The sequence below is a fragment of the Amorphus orientalis genome, from assembly GCF_030814015.1.
Lineage (GTDB): Bacteria > Pseudomonadota > Alphaproteobacteria > Rhizobiales > Amorphaceae > Amorphus > Amorphus orientalis.
The window spans coordinates 154,609-177,137 of sequence record NZ_JAUSUL010000001.1; the positions used below are offsets into that span (position 1 = coordinate 154,609).

At 67.0% G+C, this 22,529-nt stretch carries 19 protein-coding genes; 9 read left to right on the forward strand and 10 right to left on the reverse strand.

The features are described 5' to 3' along the window. Window positions 1-13: 13 nt before the first annotated feature. Window positions 14-1,129 carry an AI-2E family transporter gene (locus J2S73_RS00710; RefSeq protein ID WP_306883503.1) on the reverse strand — a complete coding sequence of 372 codons (1,116 nt, stop codon included), beginning with the start codon at window positions 1,127-1,129 and terminating at the stop codon, window positions 14-16. A gap of 257 nt (window positions 1,130-1,386) precedes the next feature. On the opposite strand from J2S73_RS00710, the gene J2S73_RS00715 reads away from it, so the two are divergent. Next, a complete protein-coding gene (locus tag J2S73_RS00715; protein ID WP_306883504.1) occupies window positions 1,387-1,731 on the forward strand; it encodes a YrhK family protein in 345 nt (114 codons plus the stop codon). Between the two features lie 26 nt (window positions 1,732-1,757). Here the strand turns inward: J2S73_RS00715 and J2S73_RS00720 are convergent, their stop codons facing one another. The 5 genes from J2S73_RS00720 to hrcA form a co-directional block, all read right to left on the reverse strand. Then, complete coding sequence (locus J2S73_RS00720; RefSeq protein WP_306883505.1) at window positions 1,758-5,384, reverse strand: hydantoinase B/oxoprolinase family protein; 3,627 nt, start codon at window positions 5,382-5,384, stop codon at window positions 1,758-1,760. Between the two features lie 257 nt (window positions 5,385-5,641). Next, the gene (locus J2S73_RS00725; protein ID WP_306883506.1) at window positions 5,642-6,118 is read right to left on the reverse strand and encodes a DUF992 domain-containing protein; all 477 of its coding nucleotides are present in this window, start codon (window positions 6,116-6,118) and stop codon (window positions 5,642-5,644) included. 117 nt (window positions 6,119-6,235) lie between these two features. After that, window positions 6,236-7,438, reverse strand: coding sequence for a pyridoxal phosphate-dependent aminotransferase (locus tag J2S73_RS00730; protein ID WP_306883507.1), 1,203 nt, complete (start codon window positions 7,436-7,438; stop codon window positions 6,236-6,238). A gap of 156 nt (window positions 7,439-7,594) precedes the next feature. Continuing rightward, window positions 7,595-7,906 carry a hypothetical protein gene (locus tag J2S73_RS00735; protein WP_306883508.1) on the reverse strand — a complete coding sequence of 104 codons (312 nt, stop codon included), beginning with the start codon at window positions 7,904-7,906 and terminating at the stop codon, window positions 7,595-7,597. Between the two features lie 171 nt (window positions 7,907-8,077). After that, window positions 8,078-9,160 (reverse strand): heat-inducible transcriptional repressor HrcA, encoded by a 1,083-nt coding sequence (gene hrcA, locus J2S73_RS00740; protein ID WP_306883509.1) that lies wholly within the window; start codon window positions 9,158-9,160, stop codon window positions 8,078-8,080. A 282-nt stretch (window positions 9,161-9,442) separates the two neighbouring features. Here hrcA and rph point away from each other — a divergent pair, with 282 nt between their 5' ends. The 6 genes from rph to trpS all read left to right on the forward strand — a co-directional run bounded on the left by rph (window position 9,443) and on the right by trpS (window position 17,805). After that, window positions 9,443-10,156, forward strand: coding sequence for a ribonuclease PH (gene rph / locus J2S73_RS00745; protein WP_306883510.1), 714 nt, complete (start codon window positions 9,443-9,445; stop codon window positions 10,154-10,156). A 5-nt stretch (window positions 10,157-10,161) separates the two neighbouring features. After that, window positions 10,162-10,803, forward strand: a complete 642-nt coding sequence (rdgB, locus tag J2S73_RS00750) for an RdgB/HAM1 family non-canonical purine NTP pyrophosphatase (RefSeq protein WP_306883511.1) — start codon at window positions 10,162-10,164, stop codon at window positions 10,801-10,803. Next, window positions 10,800-12,068 carry a radical SAM family heme chaperone HemW gene (gene hemW, locus J2S73_RS00755; RefSeq protein WP_306883512.1) on the forward strand — a complete coding sequence of 423 codons (1,269 nt, stop codon included), beginning with the start codon at window positions 10,800-10,802 and terminating at the stop codon, window positions 12,066-12,068. Before rdgB ends, hemW begins: the two co-directional genes overlap by 4 nt. Next, on the forward strand, window positions 12,062-14,869 hold the full coding sequence (locus J2S73_RS00760) for a [protein-PII] uridylyltransferase (RefSeq protein WP_306883513.1): 2,808 nt from the start codon (window positions 12,062-12,064) through the stop codon (window positions 14,867-14,869). The genes hemW and J2S73_RS00760 overlap by 7 nt, the downstream gene beginning before the upstream one ends. 171 nt (window positions 14,870-15,040) lie before the next feature. Further along, complete coding sequence (murJ, locus tag J2S73_RS00765) at window positions 15,041-16,621, forward strand: murein biosynthesis integral membrane protein MurJ (protein ID WP_306883514.1); 1,581 nt, start codon at window positions 15,041-15,043, stop codon at window positions 16,619-16,621. Window positions 16,622-16,734: 113 nt separating this feature from the next. Beyond that, window positions 16,735-17,805, forward strand: coding sequence for a tryptophan--tRNA ligase (gene trpS, locus J2S73_RS00770; protein ID WP_306883515.1), 1,071 nt, complete (start codon window positions 16,735-16,737; stop codon window positions 17,803-17,805). 24 nt (window positions 17,806-17,829) lie between these two features. Here the strand turns inward: trpS and J2S73_RS00775 are convergent, their stop codons facing one another. From J2S73_RS00775 to J2S73_RS00785, 3 genes are all read right to left on the reverse strand, one after another. Beyond that, window positions 17,830-18,414: a Smr/MutS family protein gene (locus J2S73_RS00775; RefSeq protein WP_306883516.1), complete on the reverse strand. Its 585-nt coding sequence runs from the start codon at window positions 18,412-18,414 to the stop codon at window positions 17,830-17,832. Continuing rightward, window positions 18,404-19,489 (reverse strand): murein transglycosylase A, encoded by a 1,086-nt coding sequence (mltA, locus tag J2S73_RS00780; RefSeq protein WP_306883517.1) that lies wholly within the window; start codon window positions 19,487-19,489, stop codon window positions 18,404-18,406. The genes J2S73_RS00775 and mltA overlap by 11 nt, the downstream gene beginning before the upstream one ends. 74 nt (window positions 19,490-19,563) lie before the next feature. Then, a complete protein-coding gene (locus tag J2S73_RS00785; RefSeq protein WP_306883518.1) occupies window positions 19,564-20,277 on the reverse strand; it encodes a Tim44/TimA family putative adaptor protein in 714 nt (237 codons plus the stop codon). A gap of 319 nt (window positions 20,278-20,596) precedes the next feature. Here J2S73_RS00785 and J2S73_RS00790 point away from each other — a divergent pair, with 319 nt between their 5' ends. Beyond that, window positions 20,597-21,121, forward strand: coding sequence for an FxsA family protein (locus tag J2S73_RS00790; protein ID WP_306883519.1), 525 nt, complete (start codon window positions 20,597-20,599; stop codon window positions 21,119-21,121). Window positions 21,122-21,204: 83 nt separating this feature from the next. Further along, on the forward strand, window positions 21,205-21,708 hold the full coding sequence (gene secB, locus J2S73_RS00795) for a protein-export chaperone SecB (protein ID WP_306883520.1): 504 nt from the start codon (window positions 21,205-21,207) through the stop codon (window positions 21,706-21,708). Between the two features lie 73 nt (window positions 21,709-21,781). Here the strand turns inward: secB and dnaQ are convergent, their stop codons facing one another. Beyond that, window positions 21,782-22,519: a DNA polymerase III subunit epsilon gene (gene dnaQ / locus J2S73_RS00800; RefSeq protein WP_306883521.1), complete on the reverse strand. Its 738-nt coding sequence runs from the start codon at window positions 22,517-22,519 to the stop codon at window positions 21,782-21,784. Between the last annotated feature and the right edge of the window lie 10 nt (window positions 22,520-22,529).

Genomic DNA, 22,529 nt, shown 5'->3' on the forward strand with positions numbered 1-22,529 from the left:
GCGCCCGCAGGCTTTACCCGCTCCCGGCCGGCCCCTTGTTGAAATAGGTTTCTTCGAGGACCGTCATGGCGATCGCGGTCAGGGGCGTCGCGAGCGCCACGCCGAGAATGCCGAACAGCGTTCCCATCACCAGCTGCGCCACCAGCACCACTGCGGGAAGCAGGTAGACGGTGCGCTCCTGAACCAGCGGCGTGAGCAGATAGCTCTCCACGGTCTGGATGATGAGATAGAGACCGAGCACCCAGAGGGCGAGCTGCCAGCTCTCCGACAGGGCGACCAGGCCCATGGCCAGCCCGCCGACCACCGGCCCGAGGAAGGGCACGAACGCAGCCAGGCCCGCAAAGACCGCCAGAAACAGGGCGAGCGGAACGCCGAGAATGATGAGTCCGGCATAACTCATCACGCCGACGATCAGCATCGAGATGCCCTTGCCGATCAGCCACCGGCGCAGCACCGACCCTGTCCGCGAAACGAGGCGGCGAAGCTTGCGACGCTGGCCGCGCGGCGCGAACCGGACGAAGCCTTCGACATAGGCCTCCGGCGATACGGCGAAATAGATTCCCACCACGGACACGACCAGCACGCTGCCCAAGAGACCGAACACGCTCGAGATCGCGGCGGTTGCGCTGGAGAGGATGCCGCCGGGCGCGGGCAGCATGTCCGGCAGGCTGAAGGCCGTCCCTTCTTCGGCGGGGAGTTCGGAGGGAAGCTCGTCGAACGAACCGAGATAGCGCCCGACTTCCTGCAGGCCCTCGTCGGCCTGGTTGACCACGCCTGCCAGCTGCTCCGTCAGCGTCGGCCCGGCGAAAACGGCAGCCGCCACCGCGGCACCCGCCGTGAGCAGCACGCTGACCGCCAATCCGATCCATCTGGGCGCACCGATCGGTTCCGTCATCGCCCGAGCCGACGCGTCGAGCACGATGGCGAGCATGGCGGCACAGAGCACCAGGAGCAGGATCGAGGACAGCTTCCAGATCGCGAGGGCGCCCAGTATCACGCCCGCGATGATCAGGGTCGCATTGACCAGGCCGCGCCAGTCGTAGAGCGCCTTGGTCTTGGGTACTTCCTCGGGATCGAGGCCGGACGGTCCCTGGTCGGTGTCCGCCTCGCCGTGCTCTCCCTCGCTCATTTACGGTCCTTCCCGCCAGGCACTGGCTTGTCATGGGTCTCTGACGAAGACGCGCCGGCGCACCGGTCCGCCGTTTCTGGAAGCCTCGGTCATGCCCATCGGGCTCCCGTTGGGGAACCAGCCGCGGGCTCGACCGTTCCAATGGCGACAAGGGGCCGCGCGCCATCGGCCTCGACAGCAAGGCCCGGAGAGCCGATCCCGCCGGGCCTCACCCAATCCGACCGCACCCATCTCAAGCGCGACACGGAGGGCACCGCATGGCCAGCTTCGAAACCGCCTTCAACGCCGACAAGTTCAATGCCTCGCCGAAGCACCGGGCGATCTATCGGCGTTACGAAATCGCCTACACGTCGCTCGACCTGATCGCAGGTCTCGGCTTTCTGGTCGGTTCCATCCTGTTCTTCTGGAAAGCCACGGAAACGGCCGCGATCTGGCTGTTCACGATGGCGAGCCTGTTCTTCTTTCTCCGCCCGCTCGCCCGCGTCAGCCGCGAGCTTGAGCTGGCGCGCCTGCCGGTGCCCGAAGACGATCCGGCCAAACAGCCGGGTGCGGAAGACACCGGATCGGCCCGTTCCGGAGCCTCCGCCGCGGGATCCGGCTGACGCCGGACCCGGGACGACGGAGCGGCTCAGCTGTCCGGACGTCCGTAGCCGCCCCCGGTCGGGGTGGTCAGGATGACCGCTTCGCCGGGTTCGATCACCGTCTGATCGGTTCCCTCAAGCTCTTCGACCGAGCCGTCCGACCGCCTGACCTTCGTTGACCCCACCTGGCCGGGCTCGCCGCCCTGAAGGCCGTGCGGCCGCACGTGCCGATGGGACGACAGGATGGCGCAGTCCATTTGCTCAAGGAACCGGATGGTGCGCTGGGTGCCGGCGCCCGAGGACCACTTGCCGCGACCGCCCGAGCCTTCCCGGATGTGGAAGTCCTCGACCACGACCGGATAGCGGAACTCCAGGATTTCCGGATCGGTCAGGCGCGAGTTCGTCATGTGGACGTGGACGGCATCGGCACCGTTGAAGCCCGGCCCGGCCGGCGCACCCGAACAGATCGTCTCGTAGTACTGGTAGCGCTCGTTGCCGAAGGTCAGGTTGTTCATGGTGCCCTGGGCCGAGGAGAGGGCCCCCAGCGCGCCGAACAGGCAGTTGGTCACCTGCTGGCTGGTCTCCACGTTGCCGGCGACGACCGGTGCCGGATAGTTCGGCGAGAGCATCGACCCTTCCGGAATGACGATGTTGATCGGCCGCAGGCAGCCGGCGTTCATCGGGATCTCCCCGTCCACCATCACGCGGAAGCAGTAGAGCACCGCCGCCCGCGTCACCGGCTCCGGCGCGTTGAAGTTGGAATACTGCTCGTCCGACGTGCCGGTGAAATCGACCGTGGCTTCGCGCTTTTCCCGGTCGACGGTGATCGCCACCCTGATGGTCGCGCCCTGGTCCGTCGTCACCTCGAACGAGGAGTCCGACAGCGCATCGATCACCTGCCGCACGCTTTCCGCCGCGTTGTCCTGGACGTGGCCCATATAGGCCTCGACGACGTCCAGGCCGAACTCGTCCACCATCTTGTGCAGTTCGCGCAGGCCGCGCTCGTTTGCGGCGATCTGGGCCTCCAGGTCGGCGATGTTCTGCCAGGGGTTGCGGCAGGGATAGGCGTGATCGGTCAGGAGCTCCAGGGTTTCCGTCTCCCGGAACCGGCCCTGGTCGACGAGCTTGAAGTTGTCGATCAGCACGCCTTCCTCATCGACCGTGGTCGCACGCGGGGTCATCGATCCCGGTGCCGTCCCGCCGACATCGGCATGGTGGCCGCGGCTGGCGACATAGAACAGGAGATCCTTGCCGGCCTTGTCGAAGACGGGCGTCACCACCGTGATGTCGGGCAGGTGGGTGCCGCCGTTGTAGGGGGCGTTGAGCGCGAACACGTCGCCGGGCCGGATCGCCCCCTTGTTCTGCTCGATGATGCTCTCCACCGAGCGGTCCATCGATCCCAGATGGACCGGCATGTGCGGGGCGTTCGCCGCCAGCGCGCCGGTCCGGTCGAACACCGCGCAGGAGAAGTCGAGCCGCTCCTTGATGTTGACCGACGAGGCCGTGTTCTGCAGCGCCACGCCCATCTGCTCGGCGATCGACATGAAGAGGTTGTTGAACACCTCCAGCATCACCGGATCGGCTTCCGTGCCGAGCGCGGAGCGCGGCGGCAGCGGCACGACCCGGTCAAGCAAGACATGGTTCTTTGCGGTGATCCGCGCCGCCCAGCCTGGCTCGATGACGATGGTCTGATTGTCCTCGATCAGAAGGGCAGGGCCCTCGATCCGACCGCCCGGCCCCGTCCCGCTGCGCGAATAGACGCCGGCGTCGTGCCACTCTCCGGCCGAGAAGATCCGGGTCGTCGCCGAGCGCTCAGGCTGGTGATCGTGGACCGGGAGGTCTTCCTCGACCAGATCGGCGCCGCCGCCGACGCCCTCGATCTCGATCGCTTCGACGACCACCGAGCGGTCCTCGAACACGAACCCGAACTGCTGCCGGTGCGCCTCCTCGAAGGCGGCCGCCATGTCCTCATGGCCGGCGAAGGCGACGGGTAGCGCAGTGTCGGTTCCGTCATAGCGAAGGTGACAGCGGACGCTGATCTCGATGTCGCCGTCCGGTACGCCCTGGCGATCGAGCTCGCGCTTCACCTCGCGCGAGAGCGCTTTAGAGAGGGCGTCGACCTCGCGGATCGTCGCCTGGGAAAGCGCCTTGGCCACGGACCGCGTCCGGTTGGCGCGCACGTCGGCAAGTCCCATTCCATAGGCCGAGAGCACGCCGGAATAGGGATGCATCATGACCGTGGTCATGCCCAGCGCGTCGGCCACCTTGCAGGCGTGCTGGCCGCCGGCCCCGCCGAAACAGGCCAGCGCATAGTGGGTCACGTCGTGGCCGCGCTGAACGGAGATCTTCTTGATCGCGTTGGCCATGTTCTCCACCGCGATGGTGAGGAAGCCGTCGGCGACCTCGGCCGGCTCGCGTCCGTCGCCGATCTCGCGCGCAAGCTCCTCGAAACGCTCACGGACCACGTCCACGTCGATGGGCTGGTCCTGCCCGGGTCCGAAGATCTTCGGAAACTCGTCGGGCAGGAGCTTGCCGACCATCACGTTGGCGTCGGTGACGGCGAGCGGTCCGCCGCGCCGGTAGCAGGCGGGACCCGGATCGGCGCCGGCCGAATCCGGTCCGACGCGGAAGCGGCCCGCGTCATAGTGCAGGATCGATCCGCCGCCGGCGGCGACCGTGTGGATCTGCATCATCGGCGCCCGGATCCGAACGCCGGCGACCTCGGTCTCCAGGGTCCGCTCCAGGGTGCCGGCATAGTGGGAGACGTCGGTGGACGTGCCGCCCATGTCGAAGCCGATCACCCGATCGAAGCCGGCGAGCTTCGCGGTCTCCACCGCGCCGACGACGCCGCCTGCCGGACCGGAGAGGATCGCGTCCTTGCCGCGGAACAGGTTGGCCGCCGTCAGCCCCCCGGAGGACATCATGAACATCAGACCGATGCCGCGGGTCGCGGCCGGCCCGTCGTCGGCGCCCTTTTCGGTGAACGCCCCGGCCACGCGATCGATGTAGCGGCGCAGGATCGGCGAGAGATAGGCATCCACCACCGTGGTGTCGCCGCGGGGAACCAGCTTCATCAGCGGCGAGACGGAATGGCTCGCAGAGACCTGGGCGAAGCCGAGCGATCGGGCCAGCGCCTCGACCAGCTTCTCGTGCGCCGGATAGGCGTAGGCGTGCATGAACGCGATCGCGACCGATCCGATGCCGTCGGCCTTCGCCCTGGTCAGGATCTCGCGGACCTCGCCGAGATCGGGTTCGAGCTCGACGGTCCCGTCGGCGAGCACGCGCTCGCCCACTTCCGCCACGCGCTCGTAGAGCATCTCGGGCTTGACGATGGCCTTGGCGAAGATGTCGGCCCGGGCCTGATGGCCGATGTTCAGCGCATCGCGAAAGCCTCGGGTGACGAGAAGAAGCGTCCGGTCGCCCTTCCGCTCGAGCAGCGCGTTGGTGGCGACCGTCGTGCCCATCTTGACGCCGGAGATCTGATCGGAAGGGATCGTGGCATCGGCCTCAAGGCCCATCAGCGAGCGGATGCCGTGGAGGGCTGCGTCCTCGTAGGCTTCCGGATTCTCCGACAGCACCTTGCGCGCCTCGAACCGGCCCTCCGGCGTGCGCGCCACGAGATCCGTGAACGTGCCCCCGCGGTCGATCCAGAAGCTCCACTTCCCCGCGTCCATCAAGTCGCTCCTTCGCCGTTCCGGTCCCGCGCAAGGCGTCGCCCCCGCGATTTTGCTGCGAGGCCGCATCTGAGCCAACCTGACCCGCCTTGTCCATGGCTCCGGACAACGCGTCCACGCGCTGCTTGCAGTTCGCGGCGTCGCGACCGCGAGGCGTCCGGTTCACCGCACAAAAAAAGGCGCCCGGCCACGAAGCCGGACGCCCGAACCAGCCGACCGCCTTGCGGCGATCGGATCCTGTATCTTGCGAAGCCGGACTAGTTGGTTCCGGCCAGCGTGAGTTCGGCAACACCGGCGGCAATGTTGATGCCGGTCTGGGTCTGCAGCGAGATCGGGTTCAGCGCCACCGAGCGCTCGAAGCCGCCGACCAGGGCATTGGCGCCGAGGCCGACGCCAGCCGTCGCTTCGGCGCTGGCGCCGTAATAGTTGCCCTCCAGCGCGTCCGGATCGAACTGCTGCGCGGCGGCAAGCACGCCCCACACGAGCCGGGATTCATCGGTCGCGCCGATGTCGATCCCGTACTTGTTGATGGTCCCGGTATACGTCTCCTTGGCGCCTTCACCGGCCGGCGTGTAGATGCATGTGAGGTTCTTGGTCGAGCCGAACACGAAGCCGGAACCGCCGGCAACGTCGCATTCGAGCACACCCACGCGGACACGGTCCTGTGCCGAGGCAGGCGCGGCGGCCGCGATCATCGTCACGGCGGCAACTGCGGTCAGAACGGACTTCAACATCGGCTGTCTCCTCTTCGGTCCACCAAAGCGACGCCGGCCGTCCCGACCATCGGGAACGCCCGGCCGTCTGGGGACAGCGCGTCGGAGGTCCGCCTGGCGCGAGGAGCGGGATCCGGCCTAGCTGAGGCTGCCGCAGAACCGCTGGATCCGCTCGCAGGCCCGCTCCAGCGCTTCCGTCGCGGTCGCGTAAGAGATGCGGAAGTTGGGTCCGGTTCCGAACGCTGTACCCTGGACCACGGCAACGCCTTCCTGCTCCAGGAGTTCCGTCACCACGTCCTCGTCGGTCTCCAGCGTCTTGCCGGATGGCGCGGTCTTGCCGATCAGGCCGGCGCAGGACGGGAACACGTAGAACGCGCCCTCCGGCGTCGGGCAGGAGATGCCGCTCGCCTGGTTGAGCATGGAGACCACCAGGTCCCGTCGCTCCTTGAAGACGATGTTGTTCTCGGCAATAAAGCCCTGCGGACCGTTGAGCGCCTCCACGGCAGCCCACTGGGAAATCGAGCAGGGATTCGAGGTGGACTGGGACTGGATCTTGGCCATCGCCTTGATCAGGGCCTCGGGGCCGCCGGCATAGCCGATCCGCCAGCCGGTCATCGCATAGGCCTTGGACACGCCGTTCACGGTCAGCGTGCGGTCATAAAGCTCCGGACAGACCTGCGCGATCGTGGTGAAGGCGAAGTCGTCATAGACGAGATGCTCGTACATGTCGTCGGTCATCACCCACACGTGCGGATGACGCTTGAGGACTTCGCCGATCGCGGCCAGTTCGTTGCGCGTGTAGGCCGCGCCGGACGGGTTGGACGGCGAATTCAGGATCAGCCACTTCGACTTCGGCGTGATCGCGGCCTCGAGCGCCTCCGCTGTCATCTTGTAGGCGGTGTCCTGCGAGGTCTCCACGGCGACCGGCTCGCCGCCGGCAAGCAGCACCATGTCGGGATAGCTCACCCAGTAGGGCGCCGGAACGATGACCTCGTCGCCCGGATTGAGCGTCGCCATCAGCGCGTTGTAGAGCACCTGCTTGCCGCCGGTCCCCACCGAGATCTGGCTGGTGGCATATTCCAGCTCGTTCTCGCGCTTGAACTTCTGGACGATGGCTTCCTTGAGCTCCGGAATGCCGTCGACCGCCGTATACTTCGTCCGCCCGTCCCGGATCGCGGCGATCGCCGCTTCCTTGATGTTCTCCGGCGTGTCGAAGTCGGGCTCACCCGCGCCCAGACCGATCACGTCGCGACCGGCGCGCTTCAGTTCGGCGGCCTTGTTGGTCACGGCGATGGTTGCAGACGGCTTCACGCGACCGAGAGAGTCGGCGAGGAGGGCCATTTCGTCACCTCAAGCTCACGAATTGAGAAAAGCCGGCACAGCCGGGCCGGCCAAACCAGTGTCTTTCATTCCGGAAGCCGCGCGCGGAACAAGCCTCCCACGGCTCCCGAAGCATTACCCGTCGAGGCGGTGACCCTTACCGGCGCACCGAATCGCTCAGAACGGGATACCCGGTCCGATCGCGCCGTTCCACCCGTCGACCGGGCCGTGCGGCTGATCGTAGGTGTAGCCGTTCACCGGCTCATCGAGGTTCGGCGTCTTCAGCTTCCCGCTGTTGATGTCCGGGCTGATCGGAAGGCCGGAATTCGTCGTCATGTAGACGCCCGGGAGATTGCGACCGTACGGACCGGGATAGCCGTAGCCGCCATCGGGAGTCACGGTGATCTCCGGCGTCGACTGGGCGAGCCCTGGCGCGATCGGAGCGACCGTCATCAGGACCAGCGCGGCGGCAGCCATGCTCCTCGTCATATCGTGTCTCCCTCTGGACCGGGCCCCCGGCAACCCAGAGGGTCACGGGGTCTTCACGCTACACTTTCGACAACCTTATAGACCGGGACAGGGGTCGAACGCACCACCGCCCGCCATCGTTTCAGCAAATTTGCCGAGGGTGTCGCTCGGAAGCCGCAATTCCGCCCGAAATCAGCGGACCAGCTTGCCGACCAGTCGAGCGGTGTAGTCCACCATCGGGATGACCCGGCCGTAGTTCAGCCGGGTCGGGCCGATCACCCCGAGCGCACCGACGATCCGGTTGGATTCGTCCCGGTAGGGCGACACGACGAGAGACGATCCGGACAGCGAGAACAGCTTGTTCTCCGAGCCGATGAAGATGCGGACGCCTTCGCCCTCGTCGGCAAGGCTGAGGAGCTGCAGCAGCTCGTTCTTGCTTTCCAGGTCCTCGAACAGGCGGCGGATCCGCTCCAGATCCTCCTGGGCGGTGACGTCCTCCAGAAGGTTGGCCCGGCCGTGGACGATCAGCGTGCCGCCGGCGGTCTCGTCGGATCCGGCCCAGCTCGCGATGCCGGTCTGGACCAGCCGCTGGGTCAACTCGTCCAGTTCCGCCTGCTGCTGATCCTTGAGGACCTTCAGCGACCCGATCGCCTCGGTCAGCGTCTTGCCGCGGATATGGGCGTTCAGATAGTTCGACGCCTCCGTCAGCGCGGACGGGGGCAGGCCGGCCGGAAGATCGACGATCCGGTTCTCCACGGAGCCGTTGTCGCCGACCAGGACGACAAGCGCGGCCTGGGCGTCGAGCCGGACGAACTCCACGTGCTTCACCCGGAGATCCGCCTTGCCGACGGCCACGACGCCGGCGCCGCGCGACAGACCCGACAGGAGCTGGCTGGCGTCGTGCAGGAGGCCTTCGACGCCTCGATCGTGATCCCCGCTGCGCACGTGGGCATCGATCCCGGCGCGCTCCTGATCTGACAGGTCGCCGACCTCCAGCAGCGCGTCCACGAAAAAGCGAAGGCCGATCTCGGTCGGCAGGCGGCCGGCGCTCGTGTGCGGCGCGTAAATGAGCCCGAGGGATTCCAGATCGGCCATGACGTTGCGCACGGACGCCGGCGACAGCGCCGTGGCGAGCCGCTTGGAGATGTTGCGCGACCCGATCGGCTCTCCGGTCTCCAGATAGGATTCGACGATCTGCTTGAAGATGTCTCGGGAGCGCGCGTCGAGATCGACGAGGTGCGAACGCGGAGGATCGAAAAAGCGGTCTGTTGACACAGCGTCCTACTCTGCATCCGGGGCCAGCGGCCCTGTCGGGACAAACACCTGCGATTAGGCCAACACCCAATATAATGATTGCACGGGCGGGGGCGACACCCCTCGCGCACTGCTGTCGGCTTTACGCACGGCGCTGTTGACGGTTACTAGGGTCGTGCCCGCTGTCGGGCATCGCGGAGCGGCACACCGGGCGCGCCGTCCGAACCCCGTCGATCCGGCCTTGTGCCGAGCGATGGCGGCGTCCGCTTCATCAGCCCGGAAGATCACAAGGAGACCCGCCGCATGCGTCCATCGCACCGAGCCCCCGACGAGCTCAGGTCCGTGTCCCTGGAACGCGGAGCCTCGAAGTATGCCGAGGGGTCGTGCGCCGTCCGCTTCGGGTCGACCCATGTGCTGTGCACGGCGAGCCTGGAGGAGCGCGTGCCCGGCTGGCTTCGCGGCAGCGGCGAGGGCTGGGTGACGGCCGAGTACGGCATGCTTCCCCGCGCCACCGGCACGCGCACCCAGCGCGAAGTCTCCTCCGGACGGCCCTCGGGCCGGACCCAGGAAATCCAGCGCCTGATCGGACGGTCGCTGAGGGCCGTCGTCGACCGCAAGGCGCTGGGCGAGCGCCAGATCACCGTGGACTGCGACGTGATCCAGGCGGACGGGGGAACCCGCACCGCGGCGATCACCGGCGCCTGGGTGGCGCTGTCTGACTGCATCGCCTGGATGAAGGCGCGCAATATGGTCCGCGACGGCGTGCTGCGCGATCACGTGGCCGCGGTTTCCTGCGGCATCTTCCGCGGCGCGCCGATTCTCGATCTCGATTACGCGGAGGATTCCGAAGCCGAAACCGACGCCAATTTCGTGATGACCGGAACCCGCGGGATCATTGAGGTTCAGGGCACGGCCGAGCGCACCCCGTTCTCCCGCGACGAGTTCACCGCGCTGGTGGATCTCGCCGAAGCCGGGATCGGCCAGCTCGTCGAGCTGCAGAAGCTGGCGGTCAGCTGAGTACGATGTCCGTCCGCCCGTTCACCGACGCCGCCCTGGTGGTTGCCAGCCACAACACCGGCAAGGTCCGCGAGATCCGGGAGCTTCTCGCGAGCTTCCCGGTCGAGATCCTGTCGGCCGGCGATCTCGGTCTGCCGGAGCCGGAAGAGACCGGCACCACCTTCGAGGACAACGCCATCCTGAAGGCGAAGGCCGCGGTTGCTGCGTCCGGGAAAGCCGCTCTCGCGGACGATTCCGGCCTTGCCGTCGATGCGCTCGGCGGGGATCCCGGTATCTATTCGGCGCGCTGGGCCGGTCCGGACAAGGATTTCGCCCAGGCGATGCGCAACGTCGAGGAGAAGCTCCAGGCTGCCGGCGCGACCTCACCGGAGCAGAGAACGGCGCGGTTCGTGGCCGTGCTCGCGCTTGCCTGGCCCGATGGCCATGTCGAAACCTTCCGCGGCGAGGTGGAAGGCCTGCTCGTGTGGCCGCCACGGGGGGAGAAAGGCTTCGGCTACGACCCTATATTCCTCCCCGACGGGTTTGAGAGAACCTTCGGCGAGATGGCCGCCGACGAGAAGCACGGATGGCGTCCGGGCGACGCAACGGCCCTGTCCCACCGTGCGCGCGCATTCAAGCTGCTTGCGGAGACGTGCCTGACACGATGACCGAGCCTTCCGCTCAAAACGCCGGTGACGACGGGACGCTGGCGATCTACGTGCATTGGCCGTTCTGCGCAGCCAAGTGCCCCTATTGCGACTTCAACAGCCATGTGCGCCATGGCGGCGTCGACCAGGCGCGCTATGCCGCCGCGCTGGTGCGCGAGCTGGAGACCGCGCGCGTGCAAACCGGCGCGCAGACGGTGACGAGCGTCTTCTTCGGCGGCGGCACGCCCTCGCTGATGGAGCCGGCCACCGTTGAACGGGTGCTGGAGGCGATCGCACGGCTCTGGCCGGCGACGGACGACTGCGAGATTTCGCTCGAAGCCAATCCGTCCAGCGTCGAGGCGGACCGGTTTGCAGGCTATCGCGACGCGGGCGTCAACCGCGTGTCGCTCGGCGTTCAGTCGCTCCGGGACACCGATCTCCGCTTTCTCGGCCGCCTGCACGACGTGGCGGCAGCGCGGCGCGCGATCGACATCGCCCGGTCCACGTTCGATCGCATGTCCTGCGACCTGATCTACGCCCGGCCCGGACAGACCGTCGCGGCGTGGGAAAGCGAGCTGGATGAGATGCTGGCCTTCAGCCCGGACCATCTCTCGCTCTATCAGCTTACCATCGAGCCGGAGACTCCCTTCCACCGGCTTCACGCGGCCGGAAAATTCGTCATTCCCGACGACGACCGGGCAGCCGACCTGTTCGAGACGACCCAGATCCGCTGCGCCGCGGCGGGACTGCCGGCCTACGAGGTGTCCAACCATGCGCGCCCCGGTGCCGAATGCCGGCACAACCTGACCTACTGGCGCGGTGGCGACTATGTCGGCGTCGGGCCGGGCGCCCATGGCCGGATCACGGTCGACGGGATCCGCCATGCCACCGCCACGGCACTGCGGCCGGAAGACTGGCTGGGCGCGGTCGAGGAGAGCGGACACGGCCGGGTCGAGACGACGCCGCTCTCCGACGAGGAGCGGGCCGAGGAGTTTCTGGTGATGGGCCTCCGGCTCGGCGAAGGTCTCGATCTTGCACGTTTTCGCCGCCGCTACGGATACGAATTCGATCCGAAGACGCTTGATCTGCTGGAGCACGAGGGCCTGATCCGGCGACCGGCAGGCGACCGCATCGCTGCGACCGGAGCCGGCATGCTGGTCCTCAATTCGCTGATCGCCGAACTCGGGAGCCGCACCCGGCTCGCGACGGAGGCGCCTTCCGGATATGCTGGATCGGTCGCCCCTTCCGGGCCCGCCAGCCAACCCGCATTGGAGCGAACTTGGTAACGCTCGCCGACACGCCGACGACGAAGCGGATCCGCCAGGGGCCGCAGGCGGTGCTGGATCGTGAGGCGCTCACCGAGCGGCTGGTCGAGCGCATCCGCGAGGACAAGGGCAAATGGGAGACGGCCCGGTCCGACGTTCTCGCCATCGTGCGCGAAGAGCGGGACGCGGCCATGTCCCGGATCGAGGCGCTTCTGGCGGAAGACGGCGGCGGCCTTCTGTGCGCCCAGCGGATCGCCAAGCTCCACGACGACCTTATCGCCGCCGTTTCCCAGGTGATCGTTTCCTACGCCTATCCGGCCGACAACCCGTCCTCGGCGGAGCGCATCGCGATCGTGGCCGTCGGCGGCTACGGACGTGGAACGCTCGCACCCGGCTCCGACATCGACCTCCTGTTCCTGTTTCCCTACAAGCAGACCGGCTGGGTGGAGAGCGTCATCGAGGCCGTTCTGTACCTGCTGTGGGATCTCGGCCTGACCGTCGGCCACGCCACCCGGTCGGTCGAGGACTGCATCCGCATGGCACGGTCCGACATGACCGTGCGCACGGCGGTACTGGAATCCCGCTTCCTGTGGGGCGACGAGGAGCTGGCCGAGGAGCTGGTCCAGAAGTTCGACAGCTCGGTCGTCCGCGGCTCGGCGGCGGAATTCATCTCCGCCAAGCTTGCCGAGCGCGACGAACGCCATCGCCGCCAGGGCCGGTCCCGCTATCTCGTCGAACCCAACGTCAAGGAGGGCAAGGGCGGGCTGCGCGATCTCAACACCCTGTTCTGGATCGCGAAATATTTCTTCCGGGTGCGGACCGGCGAAGAGCTGGTGAGCCTCGGCGTCCTGACCCGGGCGGACTACCGGCTGTTCCGCAAGTGCGAGGACTTCCTCTGGGCAGTCCGCTGCCATCTCCACTTCCTGACCGGACGGCACGAGGAGCGGCTGTCGTTCGACCTCCAGCGCGAGATCGCCGTGCGCCTGGGCTACACGTCGCATCCCGGCCTGCGCGACGTGGAACGCTTCATGAAGCATTATTTTCTGGTGGCGAAGGACGTCGGCGACCTGACCCGCATCTTCTGTTCGGCGCTGGAAGAAGACCAGGTGAAGCAGGCGCCCAGACTCAACCGCTTCCTGCGCACCATGCGTCACGGCAAGTCCCGCGCGATCCGCGGCACCAAGGACTTCGTGATCGATCACAACCGGATCAACGTCGCCGACCCGGAGGTCTTTTCGCGCGATCCGGTCAACCTGATCCGCGTCTTCTATCTGGCCGACAAGCACGACCTGGCGTTTCATCCCGACGCGATGACGTTGATCCGGCGCTCGCTCAAGCTGATCAACGCCGCGCTCCGCGAGGACGAGGAAGCCAACCGGCTGTTTCTGGAGCTGCTCAGCTCCAAGAACGATCCGGAAACGATCCTGCGCCGCATGAACGAGGCCGGGGTGCTCGGCAGGTTCGTGACCGAGTTCGGCCGGATCGTCGCGATGATGCAGTTCAACATGTATCATCACTACACCGTGGACGAGCACCTGATCCGCACCATCGGCATCCTCGCCGACATCGAGGCCGGCCGCCTGGAGGCGGACCACCCGCTCGCCACCAGCCTGATCCCGACCATTCAGAACCGTCGCCTCCTCTATGTGGCGGTCTTCCTGCACGACATCGCGAAGGGCCGTCCGGAGGATCATTCGATCCTCGGCGCGAAGATCGCGCGCAAGCTCTGTCCCCGGTTCGGCCTGTCGCCGTCCGAGACCGAGACGGTCGCCTGGCTGATCGAAGTCCACCTGTTCATGAGCTCGACGGCCCAGTCCCGGGATCTCGGGGATCCGAAGACCATTTCCGATTTTGCGGAGATCGTGCAGAGCCCCGAGCGGCTGAAGCTGCTCGCCATCCTGACGGAGGCCGACATCGCCGCCGTCGGTCCCGGCGTATGGAACGGCTGGAAGGCGCAGCTCCTGCGGGTCCTCTACGACGAGACCGAGCCGCGCCTGGCCGGCGGCCATTCCCGGATGTCCCGGGAGCAGCGCGTCGCCGCGGCCCAGAGCGCGCTGCGGGCAGCTCTACCCGACTGGCCGGACGATGCGATGGACGCCTACGTGGTGCGTCACTACGCGCCGTACTGGCTGCGGGTCGACCTCGCCGACAAGATCGCCCACGCCGGCCTGATCAAGGACGCCGACGACAACGATCGGCGCTTTGCCAGCGATGTCGTGACGGACGGCGACAGCGGCGTGACCCGGCTGACCGTATTCGCCCCGGACCACCCGCGGCTCCTTTCGGCGATCTTCGGCTCCTGCTCCGTTGCCGGCGCGAACATCGTCGACGCCCAGATCTTCACCACCAGCGACGGCTTCGCCCTCGACACGATCGCGGTCACCCGCCAGTTTGCCGACGACGAAGACGAGAAGCGCAGGGCCGACCGGATCCTGGCCATGATCGACCGGTCCCTCGGAGGACAGGAAAAGCTGCCGGACAAGGTGGAGCAGCGCATCCGCAAGAAGGGCGGCCCCAAGCCGTTCCGGATCGAGACCGAGGTGCTGCTGCACAACGGCTGGTCCGACAATCACACGGTGCTGGAGGTGTCCGGCCTCGATCGGCCGGGCCTGCTCTACGACCTGACGCGCGAAATCTCCGACCTCAATCTCAACATCACCTCCGCCCATGTGGCGACGTTCGGCGAGCGGGTGGTCGACGTGTTCTACGTAACCGATCTGGTCGGCCACAAGATCTCCAACGGGCAGCGTCAGAACCGCATCAAGCGGCGGCTCGTTTCCGTCTTCAACGGCGATGCGCGACGCGGCCAGGCCGCCGCCTGACCGCCTCGGCTGACCGCGCCCGGGAACGGGTAATCCACCGAAGCGCCACGCACCGGGAGATTTCTTGTCAGCGAGCCGATTCTCTGACTAGCTCCTTGCCGTGAGCACGTCCCGTTCGGACCGTCCCGGTCCGAACGCTGTGGAATGCGTCGCCCGATCCGGGGACTTCTGGTGAATCTCCTCCGCAACTTCGCCACCGTTGGCTCCTTCACCATGCTGAGCCGCCTGCTCGGCTTCGCCCGCGACATCCTCATCGCGGCATTTCTCGGCACCGGCGGGATCGCCGATGCCTTCTTCGTCGCCTTCAAGCTGCCCAATCTGTTCCGACGGCTGTTCGCGGAAGGCGCCTTCAATTCAGCCTTCGTCCCGCTGTTCGCGCGGGCGCTGGAGGAAGGCGGCCAGGAGCGCGCCCGGAAGTTCGCCGAGGAGATCCTGTCGGCGCTGCTGCTGGCGCTGTCGGTCACGACGGTCCTGGCGGAAATCTTCACGCCGGTGCTGGTGTTCCTGATGGCCCCCGGCTTTGCCGGCGAGGACGCCGACAAGTTCGCGACCACGGTGACGCTGACGCGCATCTGCTTCCCGTACCTGATGGCGATGTCGCTGGTGGCGTTCCTGTCGGGCATCCTCAACACGTTCGACCGGTTCGCGGCGGCCGCGTTCGCACCGGTGATGCTGAATATCGTGCTGATCGGCGTCCTGACCGGCATCGGGCTTTCGGGGCTCGCCGGGTCCGAGCAAGCCGGGTGGGTCCTGTCCTGGGGCGTGTTCGCGGCCGGCATTATTCAAGCGGCGATGCTGTGGGTCACGGTCCGGCGCAATGGACTGAAGCTTCGGCTGCCGCGTCCGCGCTGGACCGCCTCGGTGAAACGCCTGCTGAAGCTCGGCGTGCCCGGCGTGATCGCCGGCGGCATCACCCAGATCAACATCATGGTCGGCACCATCATCGCCTCGTTTGCGCCCGGGGCGGTGTCGTATCTCTACTACGCCGACCGCATCTACCAGCTCCCCCTCGGGGTGGTCGGCATCGCCATCGGCGTGGCCCTGTTGCCGGAATTGTCGCGGCGTCTGCGGGCCGGGGACGGGGAGGGCGCCTTCCATACCCAAAACCGCGCGCTGGAGTTCGCGCTTGTGCTGACCCTGCCGGCGGCGATCGCCCTCGTTCTGGTGCCTGCCGAAATCATCTCAGTCCTGTTCCAGCGCGGCGCCTTCGACGCGGCCGACACCCAGGCGACCGCCGCAGCGCTGGCCGCCTACGGCATCGGCCTGCCGGCCTTCGTGCTCATCAAGGTGCTGTCGCCCGCCTTCTTCGCCCGGGAGGACACCGCCACGCCGATGTGGTTCGCCGGCGCGAACATGGCGGTGAGCGTGATTGGCGCGATTGCCATGTTTCCGCTCCTCGCCCATGTCGGCATCGCGCTGGCCACCTCGCTCGGAGCCTGGACCAATGTCGGCCTGCTGTGGGCCACGCTTCTGAGGCGGGGGGACTATCGGACCGATGCCTTGGTCCGGCGGCGGCTGCCGCGCATCGCCGCCTCGAGCGTGCTGATGGGCGCCATCGTCTTCGGGCTCGCCATCGCACTGCAGCCGGCGTTCGGACACTCCGGGCTGCTGGTCCGCGCGGCGGCCCTCGCCGCCCTTGTCGGAACGGGAATGATTGCGTTCTTCGCCCTTTGCCAGGTGACCGGGGCCATCGACCTGAAGCGGTCCATCGGTCAGCTGCGGGGACGGCGCACACCGGCAGACGGCGCCTGACCGCGGTCTCGAGCTTCCGAAGCGATGCGGGCGGTCACGTGCGGGTTGCGCCGGAGGCCCGGCTTCGCCATAACCCGGGTTTCTCGCTCCCCGGACAGTGATGGACCAACCGGATGACGGCGTTCGAACCTCGCGTATTTTCCGGCGTACAGCCGACCGGAAACCTGCACCTCGGAAACTATCTTGGCGCGATCACCCGCTTCGTGTCGCTCCAGGACGAGTATCCGTGCGTCTATTGCGTCGTGGACATGCACGCGATCACGGTCTGGCAGGAGCCGATCGAGCTGACCAACGCGATCCGGTCCGTCGCGGCGGCCTTCATCGCCGCCGGCATCGATCCGAAGAAGAACATCATCTTCAACCAGAGCCAGGTCCACGAGCACGCCGAACTGGCCTGGATCTTCAACTGCGTGGCCCGGATGGGCTGGCTGAACCGCATGACGCAGTTCAAGGAGAAGGCCGGCAAGGACCGCGAGAACGCGTCGGTCGGTCTGTTCGCCTATCCGAACCTGATGGCCGCCGACATTCTGGCCTACCGGGCGACCCACGTGCCGGTGGGCGAGGACCAGAAGCAGCACCTGGAACTGACGCGCAACATCGCCCAGAAGTTCAACTACGATTTCGCCGACCGTATCGCCGAGCTGGGCTATGGGGAGGAGTTCTTCCCCATCACCGAGCCGGTGATTCAGGGACCTGCGACGCGGGTGATGAGCCTGCGCGACGGCTCCAAGAAGATGTCCAAGTCCGACCCCTCGGATTACTCGCGGATCAACCTGACCGACGATCGCGACCAGATCGCCCAGAAGATCCGCAAGGCGAAGACCGACCCGGAGCCCCTGCCGGAAGAGGTGAAGGGGCTGGAGAGCCGTCCGGAGGCCGACAATCTCGTCGGCATCTACGCTGCGCTCGCCAACTCGACCCGTGAGGCGGTGCTATCGGATTTCCGCGGCGCGCCGTTCGCCAAGTTCAAGCCCGCGCTCGCAGACCTTGCGGTCGAGGTGCTCGCGCCGGTAAACGCGGAGATGCGGCGGCTTCTGGCCGATCCGGGCCAGCTGGACGAAATCCTCGCGGACGGCGCCGACCGGGCGGCTGAGATCGCCGCACCCGTGATCGACGGCGCGAAGGACATTGTGGGCTTCGTGTCGAGCCGGCGGGGCCGGACCAACGGGCGCTCCGCCGCCTAGGGCATTCGCCAGGTCAAATCCGGCTCAGCGGTCCGGGCCGGGGCGACGCCTCAGCTGGACGTAGAAAGCACCATCGCCGCCGTGGCCGCGATGGGCGACGGCCATCCCGACGATCAGCGGCCTCAGATCGGAGGCTTCCAGCCAGTGCGGAAGCTGGCGGCGGAGCACACCCGCTTCTTCGTCACCGCTCCTGCCCTTGCCGGTGATGATCAGCACGATCCGGCCGCCCCGCGCCTGAGCCGATATCAGAAACGCCCGCAGCGCTCCGTGCGCGGCCTGCTGACGCATGCCGTGCATGTCCAGCCGGCCATCGATCGGCAGGGCACCGCGCGCGATCTTCTGTAAGGTCCGCCGCTCGATCGGCGCCGGCCGGGAACTGCGGTGCCGGGGTGCAGGCGGGGCCTGGGGCACTGCAGCGACCTTCCGCACAGGCGCTTTCGGCGCCGTCCGTGGGTCCGGCCCGGAAAGATCGTCCGCCGGCGGCGCAGGCTCCTGCGGATCCAGCGACTTTTCCGGACGCAACGGCATCACGCTCTCGGCCACCTTCGACCAGAGGGCGCGCTCCTCGTCGCTGAGGCGGCGGGGACCGCGTCGTCGCCTAACCGCCATCCGTCTGCTCGCCGCCATCGCAGCGTCTGGGAACGAGCCGGTACACCGTCGCGGAATGCTTGATCCGGCCGGCGCGCTCGCCCGCCGCGGCCCCAGAGCCGAAAAAGATGTCCCCACGCGCCTCGCCGACGATCGCGGACCCCCGGTCCTCGGCGATCATGAGGCGACGGAACGGCTGCCCGCCGGTTCCCGGATCGGCAGGCAGGCGCGCATCAATCCAGAGCGGCTCGCCGAAACCGTGATGGGCGAGATCGACGGCGAGGCTGACTTCGGGAACGAGGCTCTTGCCGGCCGCGCCGACCGGTCCGTCAGTTTCCGCCAGTCCCTCGACGGGCGCGAAGAAGATGTAGGACGGGTTCATGCCCATGATCTCGCGCGCCTCGTCCGGATGCGCCTTCAGCCAGTCCCTCAGACGCGGATAGTCGAGGTCCTCGCGGGCGATGTGGCCGCGTTCCACGACGATCCGCCCGATCGGCACATAGGGATGCCCGGTCTTTCCGGCGTAGCTGACCCGCATGGTCGAGCCGTCGGCGAAACGCAGGCGGCCTGAGCCCTGCACATGGAGAAAGAACGCATCCACCGGATCCGCAAGCCAGGCGAGTTCGAGCCCGCGGTCCGAAAGTGCGCCGTCGCGGATGACCGCGCGGTCCGGGTAGGGTTCGAGTCCGGTTTCGGTCGATCGGGCGAATTCGAGATTGTCCGGAAATCCGGCGGGACGGTTGCCGTCGTTGACACCGACAAGATCATCGGGCCGCCGGTGGAGCGGAACGGAGAACTCCGCGCTCGGCTCCCTCGCGGCCTCCATCTCGGGCTCGAAATATCCCGTTACAAAGCCCTTCCCGGGCCCCGCGACGATTTCGGGGCGGAACCAGATCTCAAAAAAGGTCCGCGCGACGTGGTCATCTACGTCAGCGGGCAGGGCGCGCTGGGCATTGCAGACCGGGGCATATTCCGGATGGCGCTCGCCGATCTCGGGGCAATGCCGTCGGAATGTGGCCAGGGAGGCGGCCAACGGCGCATCGGTCCAGCCGGCCAGCATCTCGAAGCCTGCATCGCATGTAGTTGCGAACGCCATCGAAGCCGCTCCGCATGCAGCGCTCACGCAGCCGGCCAGCACCAGCCGGCCGACGCGGCCACGCCATGCACCCATCAAGCCGATTCGGTCGCGACGAGCTTCCAGTTCGGATCCGGATCGCGGACATCGCGTGCGAAGGTCCAGATATCGGTCACTTCCACGACCTTGTTCGGATCCCCGTCGATCACGGCGCCCTCGGCATCGTAGGTCGCGGAAATCATCTGGCTCTCGAAGCGGACGGTGACCTGGGCCGTGGAGTCCTTGAGCGCGGCGTCGCTGATCTCGGCCTTCTCGATGCCGATCAGGGTCGACGACACCCGCTCCTGACGCTTCTCGCGCTCGTCGATGGCGCCGACGAAACCGTCGAGCACGTCCTTCGACAGAAGCGGCGTCAGGGCCTTCCGATCCCCGTCGGCGAACGCCGTGACGATCATCTCGTAAGCCGCGCGGGCCCCTTCCAGGAAGGACTTCGGTTCGAAGCTCGCATCCGCCTCGGCAATTGCCGAAAGGCCATCATAGAGCGGCGTTCCGGGTTTCGCGGCCGTCTGAATGCGCTCGGCCGGGCTTGCCGCGGCCGTCCCGGAGGGCTCGGTGCTCGGGCGCGGGAGCGTGACCACGTTGTCGTGACCGGACTCGCCTGCCGGTTCGCTCCGCTCGCGGGCGGAATAGGGATCGAACGGACGCCGTTCGTTGCCCGTGCGTCGACCGAGCACACTGCGCAGGCGCAGAAATATCGCCACCGCCAACGCAAGGAAGATGACATTGTAGATGTCGAAGAACTCGCTCATTCCCTGCTACCGTTCGGCTCTTACACGGCCCGCATCCGTCGCGGAGCGTTCCTCACTGATCACTTTGGGTGCGTCCCGGGTTCGAACATCGGGTCGATCCCCATGGGCCTAATGTAATGCCCGAACCGTGCTGATAAAGGCGTCGGGCCAAATGACACCGCCGATACCCTATCGAACCGGGACATGCGGGTCCATCTCAGATCGCCCCTCGCATCGAAGATCCGAGGGCCCATATCCGGTCAGAGCGACGGGATCACTTGCGCCCCAAGCGGCGAACGTGCCCATCTTGAGATCTCCGACGGAAGATGATGACGCCTCCATGCCAGCCGGACTTCTGATTTTCATTGCCCTGCTTGCGATCCCCGCCACGGAGATCGCAGTCTTCGTTCTCGTCGGTGGCGTGATCGGCGTTCTGCCTACGATCGCGCTCGTCTTTCTGACGGCGGTGATCGGCAGCGTCCTGCTGCGCCATCAGGGCCTGTCGCTGCTGACCCGGATCAGATCGGAGATGGACGCCGGCCGTGTGCCCGGCTCGGAGCTCGGTCACGGTGCCATGATCCTGGCGGCCGGCGTTCTCCTGCTGACCCCGGGCTTCGTGACCGACACGATCGGCTTCCTTCTGTTCGTGCCACCGGTCCGGGAAGGCATCTGGCGGTTCATCCGCTCCCGGATCGCCGTCACGGTGGTCCAGCCCGAGGCCGGACGACGGCCGACCGGGGGCAGGGATGGTCCCGTGGTCGATCTCAACGAAGGCGAGTACGGACCCGCCAACTCCGAGTCCCCCTGGTCGCAGAGCCCCGACTCAAGCCGTTCCCAGGACCGGATCGACCGTCCGAAGCCTTGAGAACCGTTTGGAATTCGCGTAGGCGCTGAGCCCTGCTTCATTCCTTTCGCCGCCGGAGCGCGGCCAACCGACGGATCTGCCCAATGAGCGACACTTCTTCTTCCCAGGGCGCGCAGCCGGCCGGCTCGGGCGAGAGCGCCGGTGCCCAGCCCTCCATCCGGGTGCTTGCCCAGTACGCGAAGGATCTCTCCTTCGAAAATCCCCAGGCCCCGGCGTCGCTTCAGCAGCAGTCCCAGTCCCCGAAAATCAACATCGACGTGAACGTCACGGCGCGGGGGCTTTCGGAAACCGACTTCGAAGTGACGCTGAAGCTCCAGGCCCAGGCGGGCGAAGGCGACAGCGCATTGTTTCACGTGGAACTCGACTATGCCGGCATCTTCCGGCTCCAGAACATGCCGAAGGAGCACATCCATCCGTTCCTTCTGATCGAGGCGCCGCGGATGCTGTTCCCGTTCGCGCGGCAGATCGTCGCCGAGGCCACGCGCAATGGCGGCTTCCCGCCGCTCATGATCGATCCGGTGGATTTCGCGGCCCTCTACCGCCGCAACCTGGCCGAAGCCCAGAATTCCTCGGCCGCGACCAACTGACGTCCGACATCGGCCTCGACGGAGGGATCAGACGATCCTTCCGCGGGGACTTCGACCCGGCTCGCCCGACGCCTCAGGCACGGCGCTCCCGGGCGTCTCCGGCGGATCCCGGCTGATAGGTCTGCCAGATGCTGTCCGGGCCCAGCTTTTCCACGAACGCGGCATGGGCGGCCAGATCGTCCTCGGAAATCCGAGGCGCCAGCGGCGTCGGGCGGGCGCGCACCGGCTTTCTTTCCCCGAATGTGGCCGATCCCTGGCCGGCCTCCTGGGTATCGGTCGACACCAACGTCAGCGCCGCCTGGCGGCCGCCGATCAGCTCCAGATAGACTTCGGCAAGAAGCTCGGAGTCGAGCAATGCGCCGTGCTTTTCCCGACGTGAATTATCGATCCCGTAGCGGCTGCAGAGCGCGTCGAGGCTGTTGCCGCCGCCGGGATGCTTGCGGCGGGCCAGGGCCAGCGTGTCGACCACGCGATGGCTTCCGATCGCCATCCGCTTGAGGAGCCCGAGCTCCCAGTTGATGAAGCCCATGTCGAAATCGGCGTTGTGGATCACAAGCGGATCGTCACCGATGAACTCGAGGAAGCTTTCCACCACCGCTGCGAAGACCGGCTTGTCCCTGAGAAAGTCCGTCGACAGCCCGTGCACGCGGAACGCTTCGTCGGGAACGTCGCGCTCGGGGTTGATGTAGACGTGGAAATGCTGGCCGGACGGGATGTGGTTGACGAGTTCGACCGCGCCGATCTCGACCAGCCGGTCACCGGTCTTCGGGTTCAGACCCGTCGTCTCCGTGTCGAGGACGATTTCGCGCATCAAGCTCACC